Source organism: Microbacterium sp. (genome assembly GCF_044340635.1).
Taxonomy (GTDB): domain Bacteria; phylum Actinomycetota; class Actinomycetes; order Actinomycetales; family Microbacteriaceae; genus Microbacterium.
The window spans coordinates 167,995-184,064 of sequence record NZ_JBIITF010000001.1; the positions used below are offsets into that span (position 1 = coordinate 167,995).

The 16,070-nt window shown below is 70.4% G+C and carries 17 protein-coding genes and 1 riboswitch; of the genes, 4 read left to right on the top strand and 13 right to left on the bottom strand.

Translation table 11 applies throughout. The annotated features are described in order from the left end of the window. Positions 1-30 precede the first annotated feature (30 nt). Positions 31-564 carry a ribonuclease H gene (locus ACIQ0W_RS00775; protein WP_396641003.1) on the top strand — a complete coding sequence of 178 codons (534 nt, stop codon included), beginning with the start codon at positions 31-33 and terminating at the stop codon, positions 562-564. Positions 565-686: 122 nt separating this feature from the next. Here ACIQ0W_RS00775 and ACIQ0W_RS00780 read toward each other — a convergent pair whose 3' ends face one another. Continuing rightward, positions 687-1,697, bottom strand: coding sequence for an aldo/keto reductase family protein (locus ACIQ0W_RS00780; protein WP_396641004.1), 1,011 nt, complete (start codon positions 1,695-1,697; stop codon positions 687-689). Between the two features lie 135 nt (positions 1,698-1,832). On the opposite strand from ACIQ0W_RS00780, the gene ACIQ0W_RS00785 reads away from it, so the two are divergent. Further along, a complete protein-coding gene (locus tag ACIQ0W_RS00785) occupies positions 1,833-2,780 on the top strand; it encodes a LysR family transcriptional regulator (RefSeq protein WP_396641005.1) in 948 nt (315 codons plus the stop codon). Here the strand turns inward: ACIQ0W_RS00785 and rlmN are convergent. Continuing rightward, positions 2,732-3,985 (bottom strand): 23S rRNA (adenine(2503)-C(2))-methyltransferase RlmN, encoded by a 1,254-nt coding sequence (gene rlmN, locus ACIQ0W_RS00790; RefSeq protein WP_396641006.1) that lies wholly within the window; start codon positions 3,983-3,985, stop codon positions 2,732-2,734. The genes ACIQ0W_RS00785 and rlmN overlap by 49 nt on opposite strands. Before the next feature lie 88 nt (positions 3,986-4,073). Here rlmN and ACIQ0W_RS00795 point away from each other — a divergent pair, with 88 nt between their 5' ends. Continuing rightward, a complete protein-coding gene (locus ACIQ0W_RS00795) occupies positions 4,074-4,493 on the top strand; it encodes a GNAT family N-acetyltransferase (protein WP_396641152.1) in 420 nt (139 codons plus the stop codon). Positions 4,494-4,499: 6 nt separating this feature from the next. Here the strand turns inward: ACIQ0W_RS00795 and ACIQ0W_RS00800 are convergent, their stop codons facing one another. From ACIQ0W_RS00800 to ACIQ0W_RS00830, 7 genes are all read right to left on the bottom strand, one after another. Further along, positions 4,500-4,991: an NUDIX domain-containing protein gene (locus ACIQ0W_RS00800; RefSeq protein ID WP_396641007.1), complete on the bottom strand. Its 492-nt coding sequence runs from the start codon at positions 4,989-4,991 to the stop codon at positions 4,500-4,502. A 10-nt stretch (positions 4,992-5,001) separates the two neighbouring features. Beyond that, positions 5,002-5,841: an SDR family oxidoreductase gene (locus tag ACIQ0W_RS00805; RefSeq protein WP_396641008.1), complete on the bottom strand. Its 840-nt coding sequence runs from the start codon at positions 5,839-5,841 to the stop codon at positions 5,002-5,004. Continuing rightward, positions 5,838-6,635 carry an enoyl-CoA hydratase/isomerase family protein gene (locus ACIQ0W_RS00810; RefSeq protein ID WP_396641009.1) on the bottom strand — a complete coding sequence of 266 codons (798 nt, stop codon included), beginning with the start codon at positions 6,633-6,635 and terminating at the stop codon, positions 5,838-5,840. Before ACIQ0W_RS00810 ends, ACIQ0W_RS00805 begins: the two co-directional genes overlap by 4 nt. Positions 6,636-6,771: 136 nt before the next feature. Next, on the bottom strand, positions 6,772-7,533 hold the full coding sequence (locus ACIQ0W_RS00815) for an SDR family NAD(P)-dependent oxidoreductase (RefSeq protein ID WP_396641010.1): 762 nt from the start codon (positions 7,531-7,533) through the stop codon (positions 6,772-6,774). Between the two features lie 161 nt (positions 7,534-7,694). After that, positions 7,695-8,504, bottom strand: coding sequence for an energy-coupling factor transporter transmembrane component T family protein (locus ACIQ0W_RS00820; protein WP_396641011.1), 810 nt, complete (start codon positions 8,502-8,504; stop codon positions 7,695-7,697). Further along, positions 8,501-10,051: an ABC transporter ATP-binding protein gene (locus ACIQ0W_RS00825; protein WP_396641012.1), complete on the bottom strand. Its 1,551-nt coding sequence runs from the start codon at positions 10,049-10,051 to the stop codon at positions 8,501-8,503. The genes ACIQ0W_RS00820 and ACIQ0W_RS00825 overlap by 4 nt, the downstream gene beginning before the upstream one ends. 1 nt (position 10,052) lies before the next feature. Continuing rightward, positions 10,053-10,694: an ECF transporter S component gene (locus tag ACIQ0W_RS00830; protein WP_396641013.1), complete on the bottom strand. Its 642-nt coding sequence runs from the start codon at positions 10,692-10,694 to the stop codon at positions 10,053-10,055. Then, positions 10,687-10,795: riboswitch (TPP riboswitch) on the bottom strand. Its footprint overlaps the gene before it by 8 nt. Before the next feature lie 31 nt (positions 10,796-10,826). Here ACIQ0W_RS00830 and ACIQ0W_RS00835 point away from each other — a divergent pair. Next, the gene (locus ACIQ0W_RS00835; RefSeq protein ID WP_396641014.1) at positions 10,827-12,407 is read left to right on the top strand and encodes a D-alanyl-D-alanine carboxypeptidase; all 1,581 of its coding nucleotides are present in this window, start codon (positions 10,827-10,829) and stop codon (positions 12,405-12,407) included. Between the two features lie 22 nt (positions 12,408-12,429). Here ACIQ0W_RS00835 and ACIQ0W_RS00840 read toward each other — a convergent pair whose 3' ends face one another. The 4 genes from ACIQ0W_RS00840 to ACIQ0W_RS00855 form a co-directional block, all read right to left on the bottom strand. After that, entirely contained in the window at positions 12,430-13,386 is a 957-nt protein-coding gene (locus ACIQ0W_RS00840) for a DnaJ domain-containing protein (RefSeq protein WP_396641015.1), read from the bottom strand. Positions 13,387-13,513: 127 nt separating this feature from the next. After that, a complete protein-coding gene (locus ACIQ0W_RS00845) occupies positions 13,514-14,029 on the bottom strand; it encodes a hypothetical protein (RefSeq protein WP_396641016.1) in 516 nt (171 codons plus the stop codon). Further along, positions 14,029-14,898 (bottom strand): LssY C-terminal domain-containing protein, encoded by an 870-nt coding sequence (locus ACIQ0W_RS00850; RefSeq protein WP_396641017.1) that lies wholly within the window; start codon positions 14,896-14,898, stop codon positions 14,029-14,031. The genes ACIQ0W_RS00845 and ACIQ0W_RS00850 overlap by 1 nt, the downstream gene beginning before the upstream one ends. A gap of 48 nt (positions 14,899-14,946) precedes the next feature. Further along, complete coding sequence (locus tag ACIQ0W_RS00855) at positions 14,947-16,014, bottom strand: enoyl-CoA hydratase/isomerase family protein (protein WP_396641018.1); 1,068 nt, start codon at positions 16,012-16,014, stop codon at positions 14,947-14,949. Positions 16,015-16,070: the final 56 nt, after the last annotated feature.

Sequence of the window (16,070 nt, forward strand, 5' to 3'; positions counted from 1 at the left end):
TGACCCGCGAGCGCCGGTAGCCTTGCCCGAGTGACCGAACCCTCCCGCTACCTCGTCGCGACCGACGGCGCGTGCAAGGGCAACCCCGGTCCCGCCGGCTGGGCCTGGGTGGGTGAAGACGGGCACTGGGCGTCCGGCTCGATCCGCGAGGGCACCAATAACATCGGCGAACTGCTGGGGCTGCTGAAGGCCATCGAGGATCACCCGAACGTGGCCGAACTCGTCGTGCAGGCGGACTCGAAGTACGCGATCGACACGTACTCGAAGTGGATGGACGGGCACCGGCGACGGGGCTGGAAGACCTCCACCGGCGCGCCCACCAAGAACGTCGACATCCTCGAGCGGCTGATCGTGGCCCGCGATGCGCGCCGCGCGTCCGGGATGCCCGATGTCGTGCTCGAGCACGTGCGCGGCCACTCCGGTCACGTGCTCAACGCCTGGGCGGACGAGCGCGCAGTGCGGTCCTCGGAGCACGCGGCGAAGGGCGTCGAGAGCGCGTGGTCGTCCCTCGGCGGCCTGCACCCCGTCCTGGACGTGTCCGTCGCCCCGAAGAACGGCCGCTGACCCTCAGCCTCTACCTGCGCGCGAGTGCACGACTTACGCGCGAGTGCACGACTTACGCGCGAGTGCACGACCTGCGGACGGTCCGCAGGTCGTGCACTCGGCACGAAGTCGTGCGCTCGGCGCTAGGGGCGGGACTTCGGTGAGACCTCGAGGGTCTGGGCCGGGTCCTTCTCCGCCACCGACTCAAGGGCCGCGTCGATCGCGGCCATCGTGTCGGCGTCGAGAACGACACCCGACGCCTTGACCGAGTCCTCGAGCTGCTCGGGACGCGAGGCGCCGACGAGCGCCGCGGCGACGTTCGGGTTCTGCAGCACCCACGCGATCGCGAGCTGCGGCATCGTGAGGCCCGCCTGCTCGGCGATCGGCTTCAGGTTCTGCACGGCGGTCAGCACGTCGTCGTCGAGGAAGCGCTTGATGAAATTCGCGCCGCTCTTCTCGTCCGTGGCACGCGATCCCGCGGGCGCGGCCTGGCCCGGCAGGTACTTGCCGCTGAGGACGCCCTGCGCCATCGGCGACCAGACGATCTGCGAGATCCCGAGCTCCTCCGACGTCGGGACGACGTCGGCCTCGATGACGCGCCAGAGCGCGGAGTACTGCGGCTGGTTCGACACGAGCTGGAACTTCAGCTCCTTCGCGAGCGCGTGACCGGCGCGGAGCTGGTCGGCCGTCCACTCCGAGACGCCGATGTAGAGCGCCTTGCCCTGCCGCACGATGTCGGCGAAGGCCTGCATCGTCTCTTCCAGCGGGGTCTCGTAGTCGTAGCGGTGGGCCTGGTAGAGGTCCACGTAGTCCATGCCGAGACGCTGGAGCGAGCCGTCGATCGACTCCATGATGTGCTTGCGGCTGAGGCCCGAGTCGTTCGGGCCCATGGGGCCGGTGGGCCAGTAGACCTTCGTGAAGATCTCGAGCGACGCACGACGCTGACCCTTCAGCGCCTCGCCGAGGATGGACTCCGCGGCGGTGTTGGCGTAGGCATCCGCGGTGTCGAAGGTCGTGATGCCGAGATCCAGCGCCTTGTGCACTGTCGCGATGGCCGCGTCGTTCTCGACCTGCGAGGCGTGGGTCACCCAGTTTCCGTACGTGATCTCCGAGACCTTGAGACCGGAGTTGCCGAGATAGCGATAGTTGACCATGTGCTTCTTTCTCTCGAATCGAGCGCTTGTGCGCGCGATTCCTGCGTCTTCTGCGTCTTGCCTCTCAACGCTAGAAGGAGGGATGCTAGAAGTCCAACAACTGTGTGTTCTGTGATTCAGAAGGATGATCGATAAGTGGATCTTCGACAGATGGAGTACCTGGTCACGCTGGCCGAGGAGCAGCAGTTCACGCGAGCGGCATCCGTCTGCGGCGTTTCGCAGTCCGGTCTCTCGGCCGCGATCCGCAGCCTCGAGGAGGAGTTCGCGACGAGCCTCTTCACGCGAACCACACGGCGCGTTGTGGCGACGGACGCCGGACGTGCGCTCCTGCCCTTCGCCCGGGAGATGCTCGCGCAGGCCTCGGCGGGCAGGGACGCCGTCGTCCGCGCGACCCGCCAGCTCGCCGGAACGCTGAGGGTCGGTGCGGAGCAGTGCCTGGGCGTCGTCGACGTCCCGCCGCTCCTCGAGAGATTCCACCGCCGCTATCCGCTGGTCGACATCCACTTCGTCCAGGCCGGGTCGCACGAACTCGCCGCGCAGGTCCGCGCGGGCGACCTCGACGTCGCGTTCGTCGCGACGACGGACCACCTCGCGTCGATGCGACCCGCCGAACTGGGCAGGCGCCCGCTCGTGCTGCTCGTCCCGCCCGGAGACCCGCTGACGGCATCGAGCCGTGTCGAATGGACGCAGCTGCGCGAGCGGGACTTCATCGACTTCCGTGAATCCTGGGGCGTTCGCACCCTCACCGATTCCGCGTTCGCCGCGCACGGCATTCCGCGGCGCATCCCGTGCACGGTCGATGACATCCACACCCTGCTCGACCTCATCCACCGGGGCCTCGGCATCGCGCTCGTTCCGCAGCACGTGGCCGCGAAACCACAGGCCGATGGCCTCGTCACCGTGACGTTGCCGCCCGACGAGACGCCCGTGTGGATCGTGTCGGCGATAGCCTCGAGCACCGCCGAGCCTGCCGCGCTCCGGCTCCTCGAGATCCTGGATCTCGACGCGGCGGCGTGCGGCGCGGGATCGCCCGATCAGGCGTCGGCCGCGGCGGCCTCATCCTCGACGGTCGCGACGAGCTGACCGCACGCCCCGTCGATCTCCTTACCGCGGGTGTCGCGGAGGGTCGTCGGGATGCCCGCGTCGTTCAGGCGGCGGACGAACTCGTTCTGCACCGACTTCTCGGATGCGGTCCAGATCGACCCCGGCGTCGGGTTCAGCGGGATCGGGTTGACGTGCACCCAGCCGCGCCCGCGGGCATTGAGCTTGTCGGCGAGCAGGTCGGCGCGCCAGGCGTGGTCGTTCATGTCCTTGATCAGGGCGTACTCGATCGACACGCGGCGACCGGTCTTCTCGAAGTAGTTGCGGGCGGCATCGAGGGCCTCATCGACCTTCCAGCGCGAGTTGACCGGGATCAGCTCGTTGCGCAGGACGTCGTCGGGCGCGTGCAGCGACAGCGCGAACGTGACCGGGATGTCTTCCTCGGCGAGCTTCAGGATCGCCGGGACGAGCCCGACGGTCGAGATCGTGATGCCGCGGGCGCTCATGCCCAGGCCTTCGGGTTGCGGGGCGACCATCACGCGGACCGCCTGCATGACCCGGGCGTAGTTGGCGAGCGGCTCACCCATGCCCATGAAGACGATGTTGCTGACCCGCTCCATGCTGTGGTCGTCGGAGTGCTTGCCGCCGAGCTCGCCCGCCGCGATCAGCGCGTTGGCGCGCACGATCTGCTCGACGATCTCGGCCGCCGACATGTTGCGCGTGAGCCCCGCCTGACCGGTCGCGCAGAAGGGGCAGTTCATGCCGCACCCGGCCTGTGACGAGACGCACAGGGTGATGCGACCCGGGTAGCGCATCAGCACCGACTCGACGAGCGCACCGTCGTGCAGCTTCCAGAGGAACTTGATCGTGTCGCCGCCGTCGGTCTGCAGACGCCGGACCTCGGTCAGCAGGGGCGGCAGGAATCCCGCGACGAGCTCTTCGCGACGCTCAGCCGGCAGGTCGGTCATGAGCGCCGGGTCGGACGTGTGGTGGCGGAAGTAGTGCGTCGCGATCTGCTTGGCGCGAAAGCCCGGCAGGCCGAGCTCCTTCGCGCGCTCGACGCGCGCCTCGGGCGTGAGGTCGGCGAGGTGCACGGGGGGCTTGCCCCGCTTGGGGCTCGCGAACTGCAGCAGGGGCTTGCCCGAGGCATCCTTCTGCTGCTGCCATCCCTCGGTCGCCGGGCGCACCTGGCGCACGGGACCCGGGCCCGTCGGGCGGACGGGGGACTCGGGAGGCAGGGAGGTCATGATTCCAGGCTACGGGACGACTACCGTGGAAAAGGTGAGTGACGAGATCACCGTGCGACCCATCCGACCGGGCGACGCGGGCGAGGTGATGACCCTGCAGCGCGCCGCCTTCGTGCAGGAAGCCCTCATCTACGGCACGCCGAACATGCCGCCGCTCACGCAGACGCTCGCCGAGGTCGAGGCCGAGTTGCAGCAGAACGACGGATGCGTCGCGCACCTCGGGCCGCGCATGGTGGGTGCCGTCCGCGCCCGGCGCGACGGGGACCTGCTCCTGATCGGTCGGCTCGCGATCGCTCCCGATCAGCAGGGGCACGGGATCGGATCGTGCCTTCTGGACGCCGTCGAGGCGGCGGGCCGCGACGCGGGGGCAACGGAAGCGGAGCTGTTCACGGGGTCGCTCAGCGAGGCCAACCTGCGGCTGTACGAGCGCGAGGGATACGTCGAGAGCGAGCGGGTCGACGGCGATGACGGCATCCAGCAGGTGTTCCTGCGCAAACGCCTGGGCTGAGCGGGCTCAGCCGGTGCCGGCCGCCTCGCGGAGATTCTGCGCGAGCGCCTCGAGCGCGGCGCGCTGACCTTTCACGAGCAGTGCGGATGCTTCACCCGCTGCAACCCACCTCGCGTCCTCGACCTCGGGGAACGCGACGCTGCGGCCCGAGCGGGGCGGCCACTCCAACTCGAACGTGCCGTACGTGAACTCCGCGGGGGTGAACGCGGAGCCATCCCCCACGAACACGACGACGCGCTTGCCCGACGCGTACGCGAACGTGCCGAGCTCGGCGTACGCGACGTCGGGAGCTTCGACGCCGAGCTCCTCGCGGAATTCGCGCCGCGCCGCATCGAGGGCGGACTCCGCATCCGGGTCGAACTCCCCCTTGGGGATCGACCAGGCGCCCTCGGTCTTGCGCGCCCAGAACGGTCCACCCATGTGCGCGATCAGAACCTCGAAGGCGTCGACGTGCGGGGGGATCCGATACAGCAGGATGCCGGCGCTCATCACGGGCATGACACGTGCCTCAGTCGAGGAAGATGTCGGGGAAGAGCCGGTCGTCCGGCGTCCCCGGAACCGCCGCGTACCCCGAGAAGTCGGTGACGCCGCTCTCTTCGAGCACGTCCTCGACGATCAGCGATTGCCCGGTGTTCTCGCGCGACGGCGACGTGAGCACGAGGTACGCGGCGTCGGCGTAGATCTCGGGCGTGCGGCTCGCGGCCATCACCCGGTCGCCGCCGAGCAGGTTCTGCACCGCCGCCGTGGCGATCGTCGTGCGTGGCCAGAGCGTGTTCGCGGCGATCCCGTCGGGCGCGAACTCGGCCGCCAGCCCGAGCGTCACCATCGTCATCCCGAACTTCGACAGCGTGTAACCCGTGTGCGCGCCGAGCCAGCGCGGCGACGGGTTGAGCGGGGGCGACAGCGACAGGATGTGCGGGTTGCCGCTCTCGCGGAGCAGGGGAACGGCCGCGCGCGAGAGCATGAAGGTGCCGCGGACGTTGACGTCCTGCATCAGGTCGTACTTCTTCGGCGACAGGTCGAGCGATCCCGACAGGTCGATCGCACTGGCGTTGTTGACGACGATGTCGATCCCGCCGAACTCGCCCGTGGTCTTCAGCACGGCCTCGGTGATGTCGTCGTCGTTCCGCACGTCGCCGACGATCGCCAGCGCCTGTCCGCCGGCCTCGCGAATGCGATCGGCGGCCGAGTGGACGGTGCCCTCCAGGTGCGGGTGCGGCGTGTCGGTCTTGGCGAGAATCGCGATGTTCGCGCCATCCGCCGCCGCGCGCAGCGCGATCGCGAGTCCGATGCCGCGGCTGCCACCGGACATCAGGATGGTCTTGCCGGCGAGGGTCTGGTCGGTCACGGGGTCTCCTTCGGAGCATCGGTGCGGGCAGCTGCTCGGGCGGATGCCGCGGCGAATGCGGCGACCCGAGCCCGGGCATCGGGGGTGTCGAAGGCCGCGCCGATCGTGCGCGCCTCGTCGTCGAGGTTGTCGGCGAACGATCGCCGGGAGCCTGCGCGCACGAGGCGCTTGGCCTGCCCGAACGCGGCGGTCGCGCCGTTCAGCCAGAACTTGGCGATCTCTTCACCGCGGGCCGCGGGATCCTCGGCGAGCTCGGTCACGAGCCCCCACTCGAGCGCCATCGCGGCGTCGATCGTGAGGTCGTCGAGCAGCATCCGGAGCGCCCGCGTCTGTCCGATGGCCGCGGGCAGCAGGGTCGAGACGGAGAGGTCCGGGGTGAGGCCGATGTTGGCGTACTTGCTGACGAAGCGGGCACGGTCGCCGGCGACGATGTAGTCCGCCGCGAGCATGAGGCCTAGGCCCCCGCCCGCGACGGCGCCCTGCACGATCGCGACGACGGGCTTGTCCGACTCGACGAACACGCGGATGCCCTCGTGGATCGTGTGCGCTGCCGCGGTGACGTCGGCGCCGGCGGCACCCGAGGTCGCCATCTCGACGACGTCTCCTCCGGCGCAGAAGGCCGGGCCCGCGGCATCCAGGATCACGGCGCCGACGGTCGGGTCGGCGGTGATCTCGCGCGCGAGGTCGCGCCAGCGAGCACCCATCTCGAACCCCATCGCGTTGAGCGACCCCGGTCGGTTGAGGGTCAGTCGGGCCAGCGCGCCGTCGCGGGCGTACAGAATCGAGTCGGTCATGCTGCGTTCTCCTTACCGAGCTGTTCGGTATTCATTCGATGCGAGTGGCGCGCGGAGTGGAAGCCCCTCCGTTCCGCGAGCCGACGGAAGTCACCCAACCCCCGAGACTGAATTGTGAACGCGCCGCGTGTGGCACTCACTTGGGCGCCATCCGGATCGCGCCGTCGAGGCGGATCGTCTCGCCGTTGAGGTAGCGGTTGTCGACGATGTGCGCCACGAGGGCCGCGAACTCGTCGGGCCGCCCGAGGCGCGGCGGGAACGGAACCTGTGCGCCGAGCGAATCCTGCGCCGCCTGCGGCAGCCCGTGCAGCATCGGGGTCTCCATGATGCCCGGCGCGATGGTGCAGATCCGGATGCCGTGGCGCGCGAGCTCGCGCGCGATCGGCAGCGTCATCGCGTGCACCCCGCCCTTGCTGGCGGAGTAGGCCGGCTGCCCGATCTGGCCGTCGAAGGCGGCGACGCTCGCCGTCGTGACGATGACACCACGTCCGCCCGAAGCATTCGGTTCCGTTGCGATCATCGCCGCGGCGGACTGCGCGATGACGTTGTAGGTGCCGACGAGGTTGACGCGCACCGTGCGTTCGAAGTCCTCGAGGGGCGTGGGGTTTCCGTCCCGGTCGAGCAGCTTCGCGGCCGTCGCGATCCCGGCGCACGCCACGACGACCCGCAACGGGGCGAGAGCGGATGCCTCGGCCACAGCGGCCCGGACGTCAGAGACACTCGTGACGTCCGCGGCGGCGAAGACACCACCGAGTTCGGCCGCCACCTCGGCCCCGCGCGATGTCGGCAGATCCAGGATCGTGACGAGCGCACCATCCGCGGCCAGGCGTCGTGCGGTGGCGAGACCCAGCCCGCTCGCCCCGCCCGTGACGAGGGCTCCTGCTCTCTCGATCTGCATGCGCTCTCCTTCGAACCGCTGGCATTCAGTTCCAGCCTATGCGACACGCGGTCCCCGCCGCGCGCGCCCGGGTTCCCGCCCTGGCGCGCGAAACGTCATCTATGTCACCGAACGGCGCGCAAAACAAGACATAGGTGAAGGCTCGCGCGCAGGTGGCGGAGTCAGGCGGGGCCGAGGATGAAGTTCCAGCTGCCGGTTGCCACGGCGACCGAGATAGCGGTGGCCGAGATCGCGGCGCCCGACGCCAGCAGCACCCATTCGCTTGTGCCCCAGCGCGACGGCCGCGCCCAGGTGCGCGGCACGGGCCGCCCGTCCGCATCGACGATGTGCCCGCCGAACCCGCGGGCCTCCATGGCGGTCGCAAGCTTCGACCCCCGCCGGATCGAGAGCACGAACAGGGCGAAAGCCATGCCGAGCGTGCGTCGCACCCGACCGACATCCGCGACCCCACGGGCCCGGCGCGCGAGGGCGAGCGCCCGCCAGTCGTCGCCCAGCAGCCCGAGCAGCCGCATCCCGGCGAGAGCCCCGAGCACGAACCGCGCGGGCAGGTGCACGAGTTGCGCGAGACCGTCGGCGAGGTCCGTGGGGTCGACCGTGACGAAGAGCACCACTCCGGGCAGCGCGATCGCCAGAACACGGAAGAACGTCGCGAGCGCCAACTCGAGAGATCCGTCGCTCACGCGAACGAACAGCCACTCGAAATAGACCGCTCCGGATGGTGCCCCGTACAGGGCGATCGTGACCGCCGTCAGCGGAGCGGCGATCCAGACGGGCAGCGTGCGCAACCAGAATTCGCGCCACCGGAGGCCCGAGAGGGCGAACAGCACGAGCTCGAGCGTCAGCGCGGTCGCCGCCGAGACCGCATCGATCGTCAGCACGAGCGGCACCGCGATCAGCAGGGCGGCCGCGAGCTTGGCGACCGGGTTGATGGTGGCGATCGGACCGCTCCGGATGCCGACGGTCGCGCTCATGCCGGCGCCTCGAGCTCGAAGCGGCGCGCGTGCAGGGCATCGAGCACGCCGTCGTCGTGCGTGACCACGACGACCGCCGTGCCGCCCTCTCGCAGCTCGGCGATGATGGCGACGAGTTCGGCCCAGGTCACGGCATCCTGACCGAACGTCGGCTCGTCGAGCACGATCACCCGTGGCCGCGTCGCGAGGGTCGCCGCGACCGTGAGCCTGCGCATCTCACCGCCCGACAGTGTGTACGGGTTCGCCGCGGCGAGCCGGTCCAACCGCAGCCGCACGAGCAGGTCATCGACGCGGCGCGCGATCTCGCCCTCCGTCAGCCCGAGGGAGCGCGGGCCGATCTCGAGCTCTCCGCGCACGGTCGTCGCGAGCAGCTGGTGCTCGGGCTCCTGGAACACGGTGCCGATGCGGGTCAGAAGCGCGCGCGAGGTCCACTTCAGGGGATCGCGCTGCGGGCCGTCCGCGAGGACACGGGATGCCTCGACCCGACCGCCGAGCGAGGGCAGGAGCCCCGCGAGGGTCAGCGCGAGGGTCGACTTGCCGACCCCGTTCGGCCCGGTGATGCCGAGGACTTCGCCCGCGCGCACGTCCATGTGAACCGGGCCCGCGACGGGCACGCCCTTGACCCGACCGACCCGCAGGTCGCGTGCCCCGAGAACGACCGGACCGGGCTCGAGTACGGGCGGCGCGGGATGCCGGGGAGGGATGCCCGGGACCCAGACCCCGCCCGCGGCCAGGCGGGGGCCCAGGGCACCGAGCACGGAAGCGGTGTCTCCGTCGGCAAGCACGCCGACATCGGCACCGTCACGTTCGGCACCGTCACGTTCGGCACCGCCACGTTCGGCACCGTCGCGTTCGGCGCCGCCCGTCTCGCCCAGCACGATCACCCGATCGACGAGTGGCAACCACACGTCGATGCGGTGCTCGACGACGATCAAGGTCGCACCGGTCCGCTCGGCCACCCGCTCGACCGCGTCGCGCACCTCGCGTACGCCCTCGGGATCGAGGTTGGCCGTCGGCTCGTCGAGCAGGATGAGCCCCGGGCGCATCGCGAGCACGCCCGCGAGCGCGAGGCGCTGCTTCTGTCCACCCGAGAGCGCGGAGGTCGACCGATCGAGCGGCACGTCGAGGCCCACCGCATCGAGCGACTCACGCACCCGCCGCCAGATCTCATCGCGGGGGATTCCGAGATTCTCGGCGCCGAAAGCCACATCGTCCCCGACCCGAGCCAGGATCGCCTGGCTGTCGGGGTCTTGCAGGACGAGCCCGGCGCGCCCGGCGGCGCGAGCGGGGGGCAGGCCGTCGATCGTGAGCTCGCCGCGCGACTCGCCCTCGTCGTCGCCCCCGAGCACTCCGGCGAGCGCGTGCAGCAGGGTCGACTTGCCGGCCCCGGATGCGCCGAGCAGCAGGACGCGCTCGCCGGGTTCGATGCGGAACGAGGCATCCGCCACCGCCCAGTCGAGACGCGAGGCGAAGCGCCAGCCCCAGCCCCGCGCCTCGACCGAGGCGGGTCGGATCAGCGCACGAGGCGCGATCGAAGGATCCGTCACGTCAGACGCGCCGCGTCACCTCGCGTCCGGAGGCGAAGCGCCCGAGTGCACCCGTCGCCGCGAGTCCGCGCGCGACGAACCACGCCCCCGCGCCCGCGATCACGGCGCCCGAGATGGTCGTGGCAGCGATGTAGACGATCGTGAAGGTCGTGTCGGCGCCCGCGTACCAGAGGATGCGGTCGTTGATTCCGCAGGCGAGCCCCGCACCGGCGCCCGCGAGGATCGCGACCGGCAGGCGCCAGACGGCGTACGCGAACACGAGGAAGACGAGCTCGGCGCCAAGACCCTGCACGAGTCCCGACACGATCGTCAGCGGCCCCCACTGGTTGCCGACCAGCGCCGAGATCACGGCGGCGAGCAGCTCGGTGTAGAGGGCGGCCCCCGGCTTGCGGATGATCAGGGCACCGAGGACACCCGCGATGAGCCAGGGACCGGCGAGCAGACCCTGCAGACCCGGAAGCAGCGGCGAGAGGACCGAGGTCGGCCCCTCGTATCCGATGTTCCAGACGAGGAAGATGGCGGCGCACGCGACGCCGATGACGCTGGCGACGACGATGTCGACGACCCTCCAGCGCCAGGTGATTGCGGCGAATCCGCGACGCCCGGTGGATGCGGGGGCCGATGTGGACGTGGACGTACCCATTAGTGCTCCTTCCTGCGCTGGCATGACCCAGATCAGGTTCGACGGTCGAAGCGTGGTCGCTTCCTCTCAGCCCGGCACACCGGACTCCCGTGGTTGACGGGATGAGTATAGCTGTCGCGGTACCGTAGGCGAATGATCTCGAACGACCCGCCGCACGAGCCCGTGCTCAGCCGGCGGGCGTTGCGTCGGAACGAAACAGGCGCGACGGATGTGACCGCGGAACCCGCCGTGGCACCCACCGTCGTCGCAGATCCAGTGCACGACCCCGCCACTCCCGCACGCGCTGGCGAGGCGCCCGCGCGGGTCGACGCGACACCCACGCTCGGCGCAGCAACGACGCTCACCGAGACGCCCGCCACCGGCCGGCCCGCGAAAGGGGTCCCGACCGAGGTCCCGACGACGACGCGAGCGCTCACCTGGGTGCGAGAAGACGGCACGTCGACCGTGGGCCATGCCGAGATCGACCCGGATGCGGAACTGATCGAACGGTGGCCGCGTCGCTCCCCGCTTCGCCCGGGTGTGCTCGTGCCGCTCGGGAGCGTCGTCGGTTTGGCACTCGTTTACGTCATCGCCATGCTCGTCTGGCCGCTCTACGCCGTCGCCCCCCGCGTCGACGCCGTCGCCGTGCAGACGGCAGCGGGTGTCGCGGCGACCCCCGCCTGGCCCGCCTCAGGGTCGGCTTCCCTCGGTGTGGAGGGGCTCGGCACGACCGCCGCGAGCTCGGACGAGGCCGTTCCGATGGCCAGCATCACGAAGGTCATCACGGCACTCGTCGTTCTGGACGCACTTCCGCTCGCGGTGGGCGAGACAGGGCCCGAGTACACCTTCACGCGAGCCGACCGCACGGCATACCAGAACACGCTCGCCGCCGATGAGTCCGCACTCGATGTTCCCGTCGGCGGAACGCTGACGCAGTACCAGCTCCTCGAGGGGATGTTGATCGGCTCGGCCGGCAACTACGCCGACAAACTCGTGGACGGCCTCTATCCCTCAGACACGGTCTACGCACGAGCGGCCATGCAGTGGCTCACCCAGCACGGCCTGGCGGGCATCACCGTCGTCGACTCGTCGGGCATCAGCCCCCGCAACACGGCGACGCCCGCCGCGCTCGTCGCGCTCGCCCGCCGGGCTCTCGCAAACCCTGTCATCGCCGAGATCGTGGCCAAGCCCTCTGTCGAGATTCCCGGCGCCGGTCTGGTCGAGAACACCAACGCCCTCCTCGGTGAGCCGGGCTTCGTGGGCGTCAAAACCGGCCTGCTCTTCGGCGACTACAACCTGCTGGCGGCGCGCGACGTGACGATCGGCGACACGACGGTGCGGGCATACGCCTCGGCGCTCGGGCAACCCGACAGCGAGACGCGTTTCGCCACCGCGCGAGACCTGCTGAACGGTCTCGACGCGCAACTCTCCCCGACGATCGCCCTGCCCGCGGGTTCGGTCGTCGGAACGATCTCCACACTGTGGGCCGATCCGGTCTACATCGTGACGGCGACGGACGGATCGGTCATCCTGTGGAACGGGTCCGCGTCCGCCGCCGCCTCCGACCTGTCGCTGGGCGACGACTGGGCGAACAGCGCTTCCGCGGGCACCGTGACCGTCAGCGGGCCGGTCGACGAGGTCGAGGTCGATGCGGTCCTCGCGGCAGAGGTGACGGGACCGAGCCCGTGGTGGCGGATGACGCATCCGCTCCAACTCTTCGGCATCGCCGACTGAGCCGCGGGCGAACGGCGACGAGTCAGACGAAACGCACGCTGTGCTGCAGCCGGGTGCGGACGTCGAAGACCTCGTTGCCGCCCATATCCCGGGCGCCCGGGATGCCACGACGCAGCACCGTCGCGAGCGCGGCCCGACCGCACACCACGACCGGGAGTCCCCGCACGCGACCGGCGTCCAGGATCGCCTGCGGCAGATCGTCGTCCGGCAGCACGACGATCGCACCACTGAAGCGCACGCCCGCCGCCCGCGAGACCACACGCATCCGTGCGATCAGGTCGCCGATCGGTGACCCCTCGACGTCATCGCCCTGCAGCTCGCCGCGGCGGAGTGTCACCGGTCCACCGAAGTCCTCCGACAGCACCCCGTAGAGTCCGCTCGGGCCGAGGACGATGTGGTCGAGCTTGGCGTCGGGATCATCGCTGCGCCGGCCGGAAGCCGCGACGTCATGCCAGACCGTGAAGCCCATGCCGAGGTCCGCGACGATGCGTGCTGTCGCCTCTTCGGCAAGCGCGTCTGCCAGCAGGCGCCGGATCTCGTGCGGGGCGGATCGCACCAGGGCCGGGGCGTAGGGGTCCTCGAGAGGGATGCCTCGGCCGATCCACTCGCGCATCAGTGTGAGGTAGCGCTCCCGCCTCCAACCGCCCGGGTGGCCGTGCGCTCGCGCGCGCGGCCGGGTGTCGGCGCTCGCACGCGCCGGACGCCAGCCGGACGGATCCGTGTCGGCGCCTGCACCGGCACCGCCATCGGCACTGAACGTGGCAAACCCGTGGCCGCGGTCGTACGCCTCACGTGCCGCCGGCGTGCCGACCAGTTCCCAGGCACGCTGCACCCGACCGAACGAGGCGGCGTCGCCCCCGGTGTCGGGATGCGTCGCGCGAAGGCGCTGACGATAGGCCCTGCGCAGCTGCTCATCGTCGACGTCCGGTTCGACGCCGAGCACACCGTAGGCAGACGTCGAGAGGGGACTGTCGAACACCGCGCTGCCTCCTCCGCCGCCGAAAGGGCGGACTCCAGGCTAACGCCCGCAGCCGGGGAGGGGCCTGTCAGCGCAGCTGACGACCCAGAGGGACCTGTCAGCGCAGCTGACGACCCAGAGGGACCTGTCAGCGCAGCTGACGACGACGCGAGTACGCCGCGGCCTGCCGGCTCGAGAGCGCCAACAGCACGAGGATGTCGAGGCTCAGCGTCACGAGGGTCGTCTCGATCCGGATGTCTTGGCCACCGACCCACCATGTCGTGAACGCCGCCGAGATCGACGCGACGGCGTAGAGCATGACGAGCACACGCGCCCAGTTGTGTCCGCGATAGATCAACACCGCGAGGACGCCCTCGAGCAGCGTGGCGACCCCGCCGACCGTCAGGATCAAGGCGAGCCCGATGGCCTTGACATCCTCCGGCAGCGTCACGTCATCGCCCAGCTCGACCTCGATGCTGTGCGCGACGTCGCCCCAGTTGAAGGCCAGAGCCGCGAGCCACAGGAAGCCCGCGAGCACCCGCAACATGACCAGTCCGGCACCGGCGCTGATCGCCGCCGGCCGGGGCATGTCCGGGTCGTAGCCGACCGGCCGGACGAGGTCGCCGGGAGATTCGAACGCGGGGCGCTTCTCGGGGGTTCTCATCACGACACGCTCCCTTCGGCGGCGAGCAAACCGTGCACGGCCGGCACCGGGACGCCCGAGACATCCACGATCGGCAGATCCCCGTCCGTGCGGATGGTGTCGCCACCGCCGTTGCGTGCGTGATAGCCGCTCGAGAAGTCCTTGATGACGTCGATGCGGATGGTGGGCTCGGCTGCGACGAGCGTCTGGATGATGTGGTCGCGCTCGATGTCGGTATCCGCATCGATGCGGTGGGTGACCTGCAGGGTGAAGAGCGAGAGCCCCACCGCCGTGTCGAAGGTACCCGCGGCGAGCCACTCGACTCGTGTGCCGCCCGGCAGCAGCCATCCGTCCGGGCATTTCCAGAAGCGCACGTGATGGCGCTGCGCCGGGTTGCCGTCGACCTCCTGCTGGTAGGCGAAATCCTGCTGCCGGCCGAAGAGGAACAGTGGGCTGACCGGCGCTTCGTCGTAGCTGCGGCGGCTGAGGGTCGACGTGATGATCCGCCACGACGACGCGAGGGTCACCGGGTCGGCGCGCCGCCATGCCGCGGCCTGGAGTGCGGCCTCGATCTCTTCGGCGGTGCCGCGGAAGGCCAGGTTGACCGGGTCACCCAGCAGCCCGTCGCTCGTGCGCGTGCGGCCGATGAAGTAGTCGGGTACGTAGATCGTCGTGAGGATGCGATGGAGCCGCGGCAGCACGAGGTAGGCGAGCATGACCCAGAACACGATCGCGAACGGGATGCCCCACCACCCGACGCGGAACGTCTCGGTGAACCCGAGGTAGGCGAGCCAGATAGCCGCCAGCCCCGCGAAGACGAAGAAGAACCAGTCCAGCGCCACACCCACCGAGTAGCGGCGTCTGCGGTGCGGGGGCTCCGACCGTTCCATAGGGTCACTCTAGGGATACCGCGCCCGGCCGTCAGCCCTGCTGCCCCCTCAGCCCCAGAGCGGCACGTCCGGACGGAAGGCGAACGCCTGCTCGACGAGGTCGTCCGGCAGCTCGGCCAGCGACGCCGGTCGCCAGCGCGGCGCTCCGTCCTTGTCGATCAGACGCGCGCGAACGCCTTCCGGCAGGTCCGGCTGGGTGTGGGCGAACCACATCGCCAACCCGTACTCGCGCTCGAGCGTCGTGCGCAGGCTCGCATCGGTGCGGGCCGCGCGAACGGAGGCCAGCGTCACGGTCAGCGCGGTCGGAGAAAGCGTTTCGAGCAGCTCGGCCGTGGCGGATGCCTCCGGCTCGGGCCGTTCGCGGAGCCCCACGATGATCGACGCCGCGTCGGGGGCCGCAAAAACCGGGTCGATCCACGGCCGTCGGCGGGCCAGCTCCGACAGCTCGGGCGACTCGTCGAACAGCATCGCGACCTCGGTGGCACCGCCCGGGTCGGCGCGCGATTCGAGGGCCTCACGGACGGCGTCCAATCGCTCGGATGGCACCAGCAGGTCCGCGAATCCGGCGTAGATCGCGTCGGCTGCCGACATCGTCCCGCCCGTCAGAGCGAGATACTCCCCCACCCGTCCCGGGGCGCGGGCGAGGAGCCAGGTGCCGCCGACATCCGGGGTGAAACCGATGCGCGTCTCGGGCATCGCGAGGGCCGAGCGCTCGGTCACGATGCGCACGGCGGCGTGCCCCGCGAGGCCGATGCCGCCGCCCATGGTGACGCCATCCGCGAGCGCCACGATCGGCTTCGGGTACTCGGCGATGGCGGCGTTCAGCGCGTATTCCTCGCGGAAGAACATCCCGGCAGCCTCGGCGTTGCCCGACATGATGCTCTCGGCCAGGCCCCGCACATCCCCGCCGGCACACAGCCCGCGATCACCCGCGCCCTCGAGCAGGATGCGTTCGACATCGGGTTCGTCGCGCCACGCCTCGAGCGCTTCGCGCAAGCCGCGCACCATCCCGAGGTCGAGCGCGTTGAGCGCTTCGGGCCGTTCGAGCACGAGCCGGCCGACACCCCGGGTGAAGCGAGCGGAGACGCGCGAGGACTCGAGGGGCTGCGTTCTCATGTCCCGACCGTACCGCCGGTTCCCCTGCGTGGATCCCGTCTCACGCCCGTAAATCG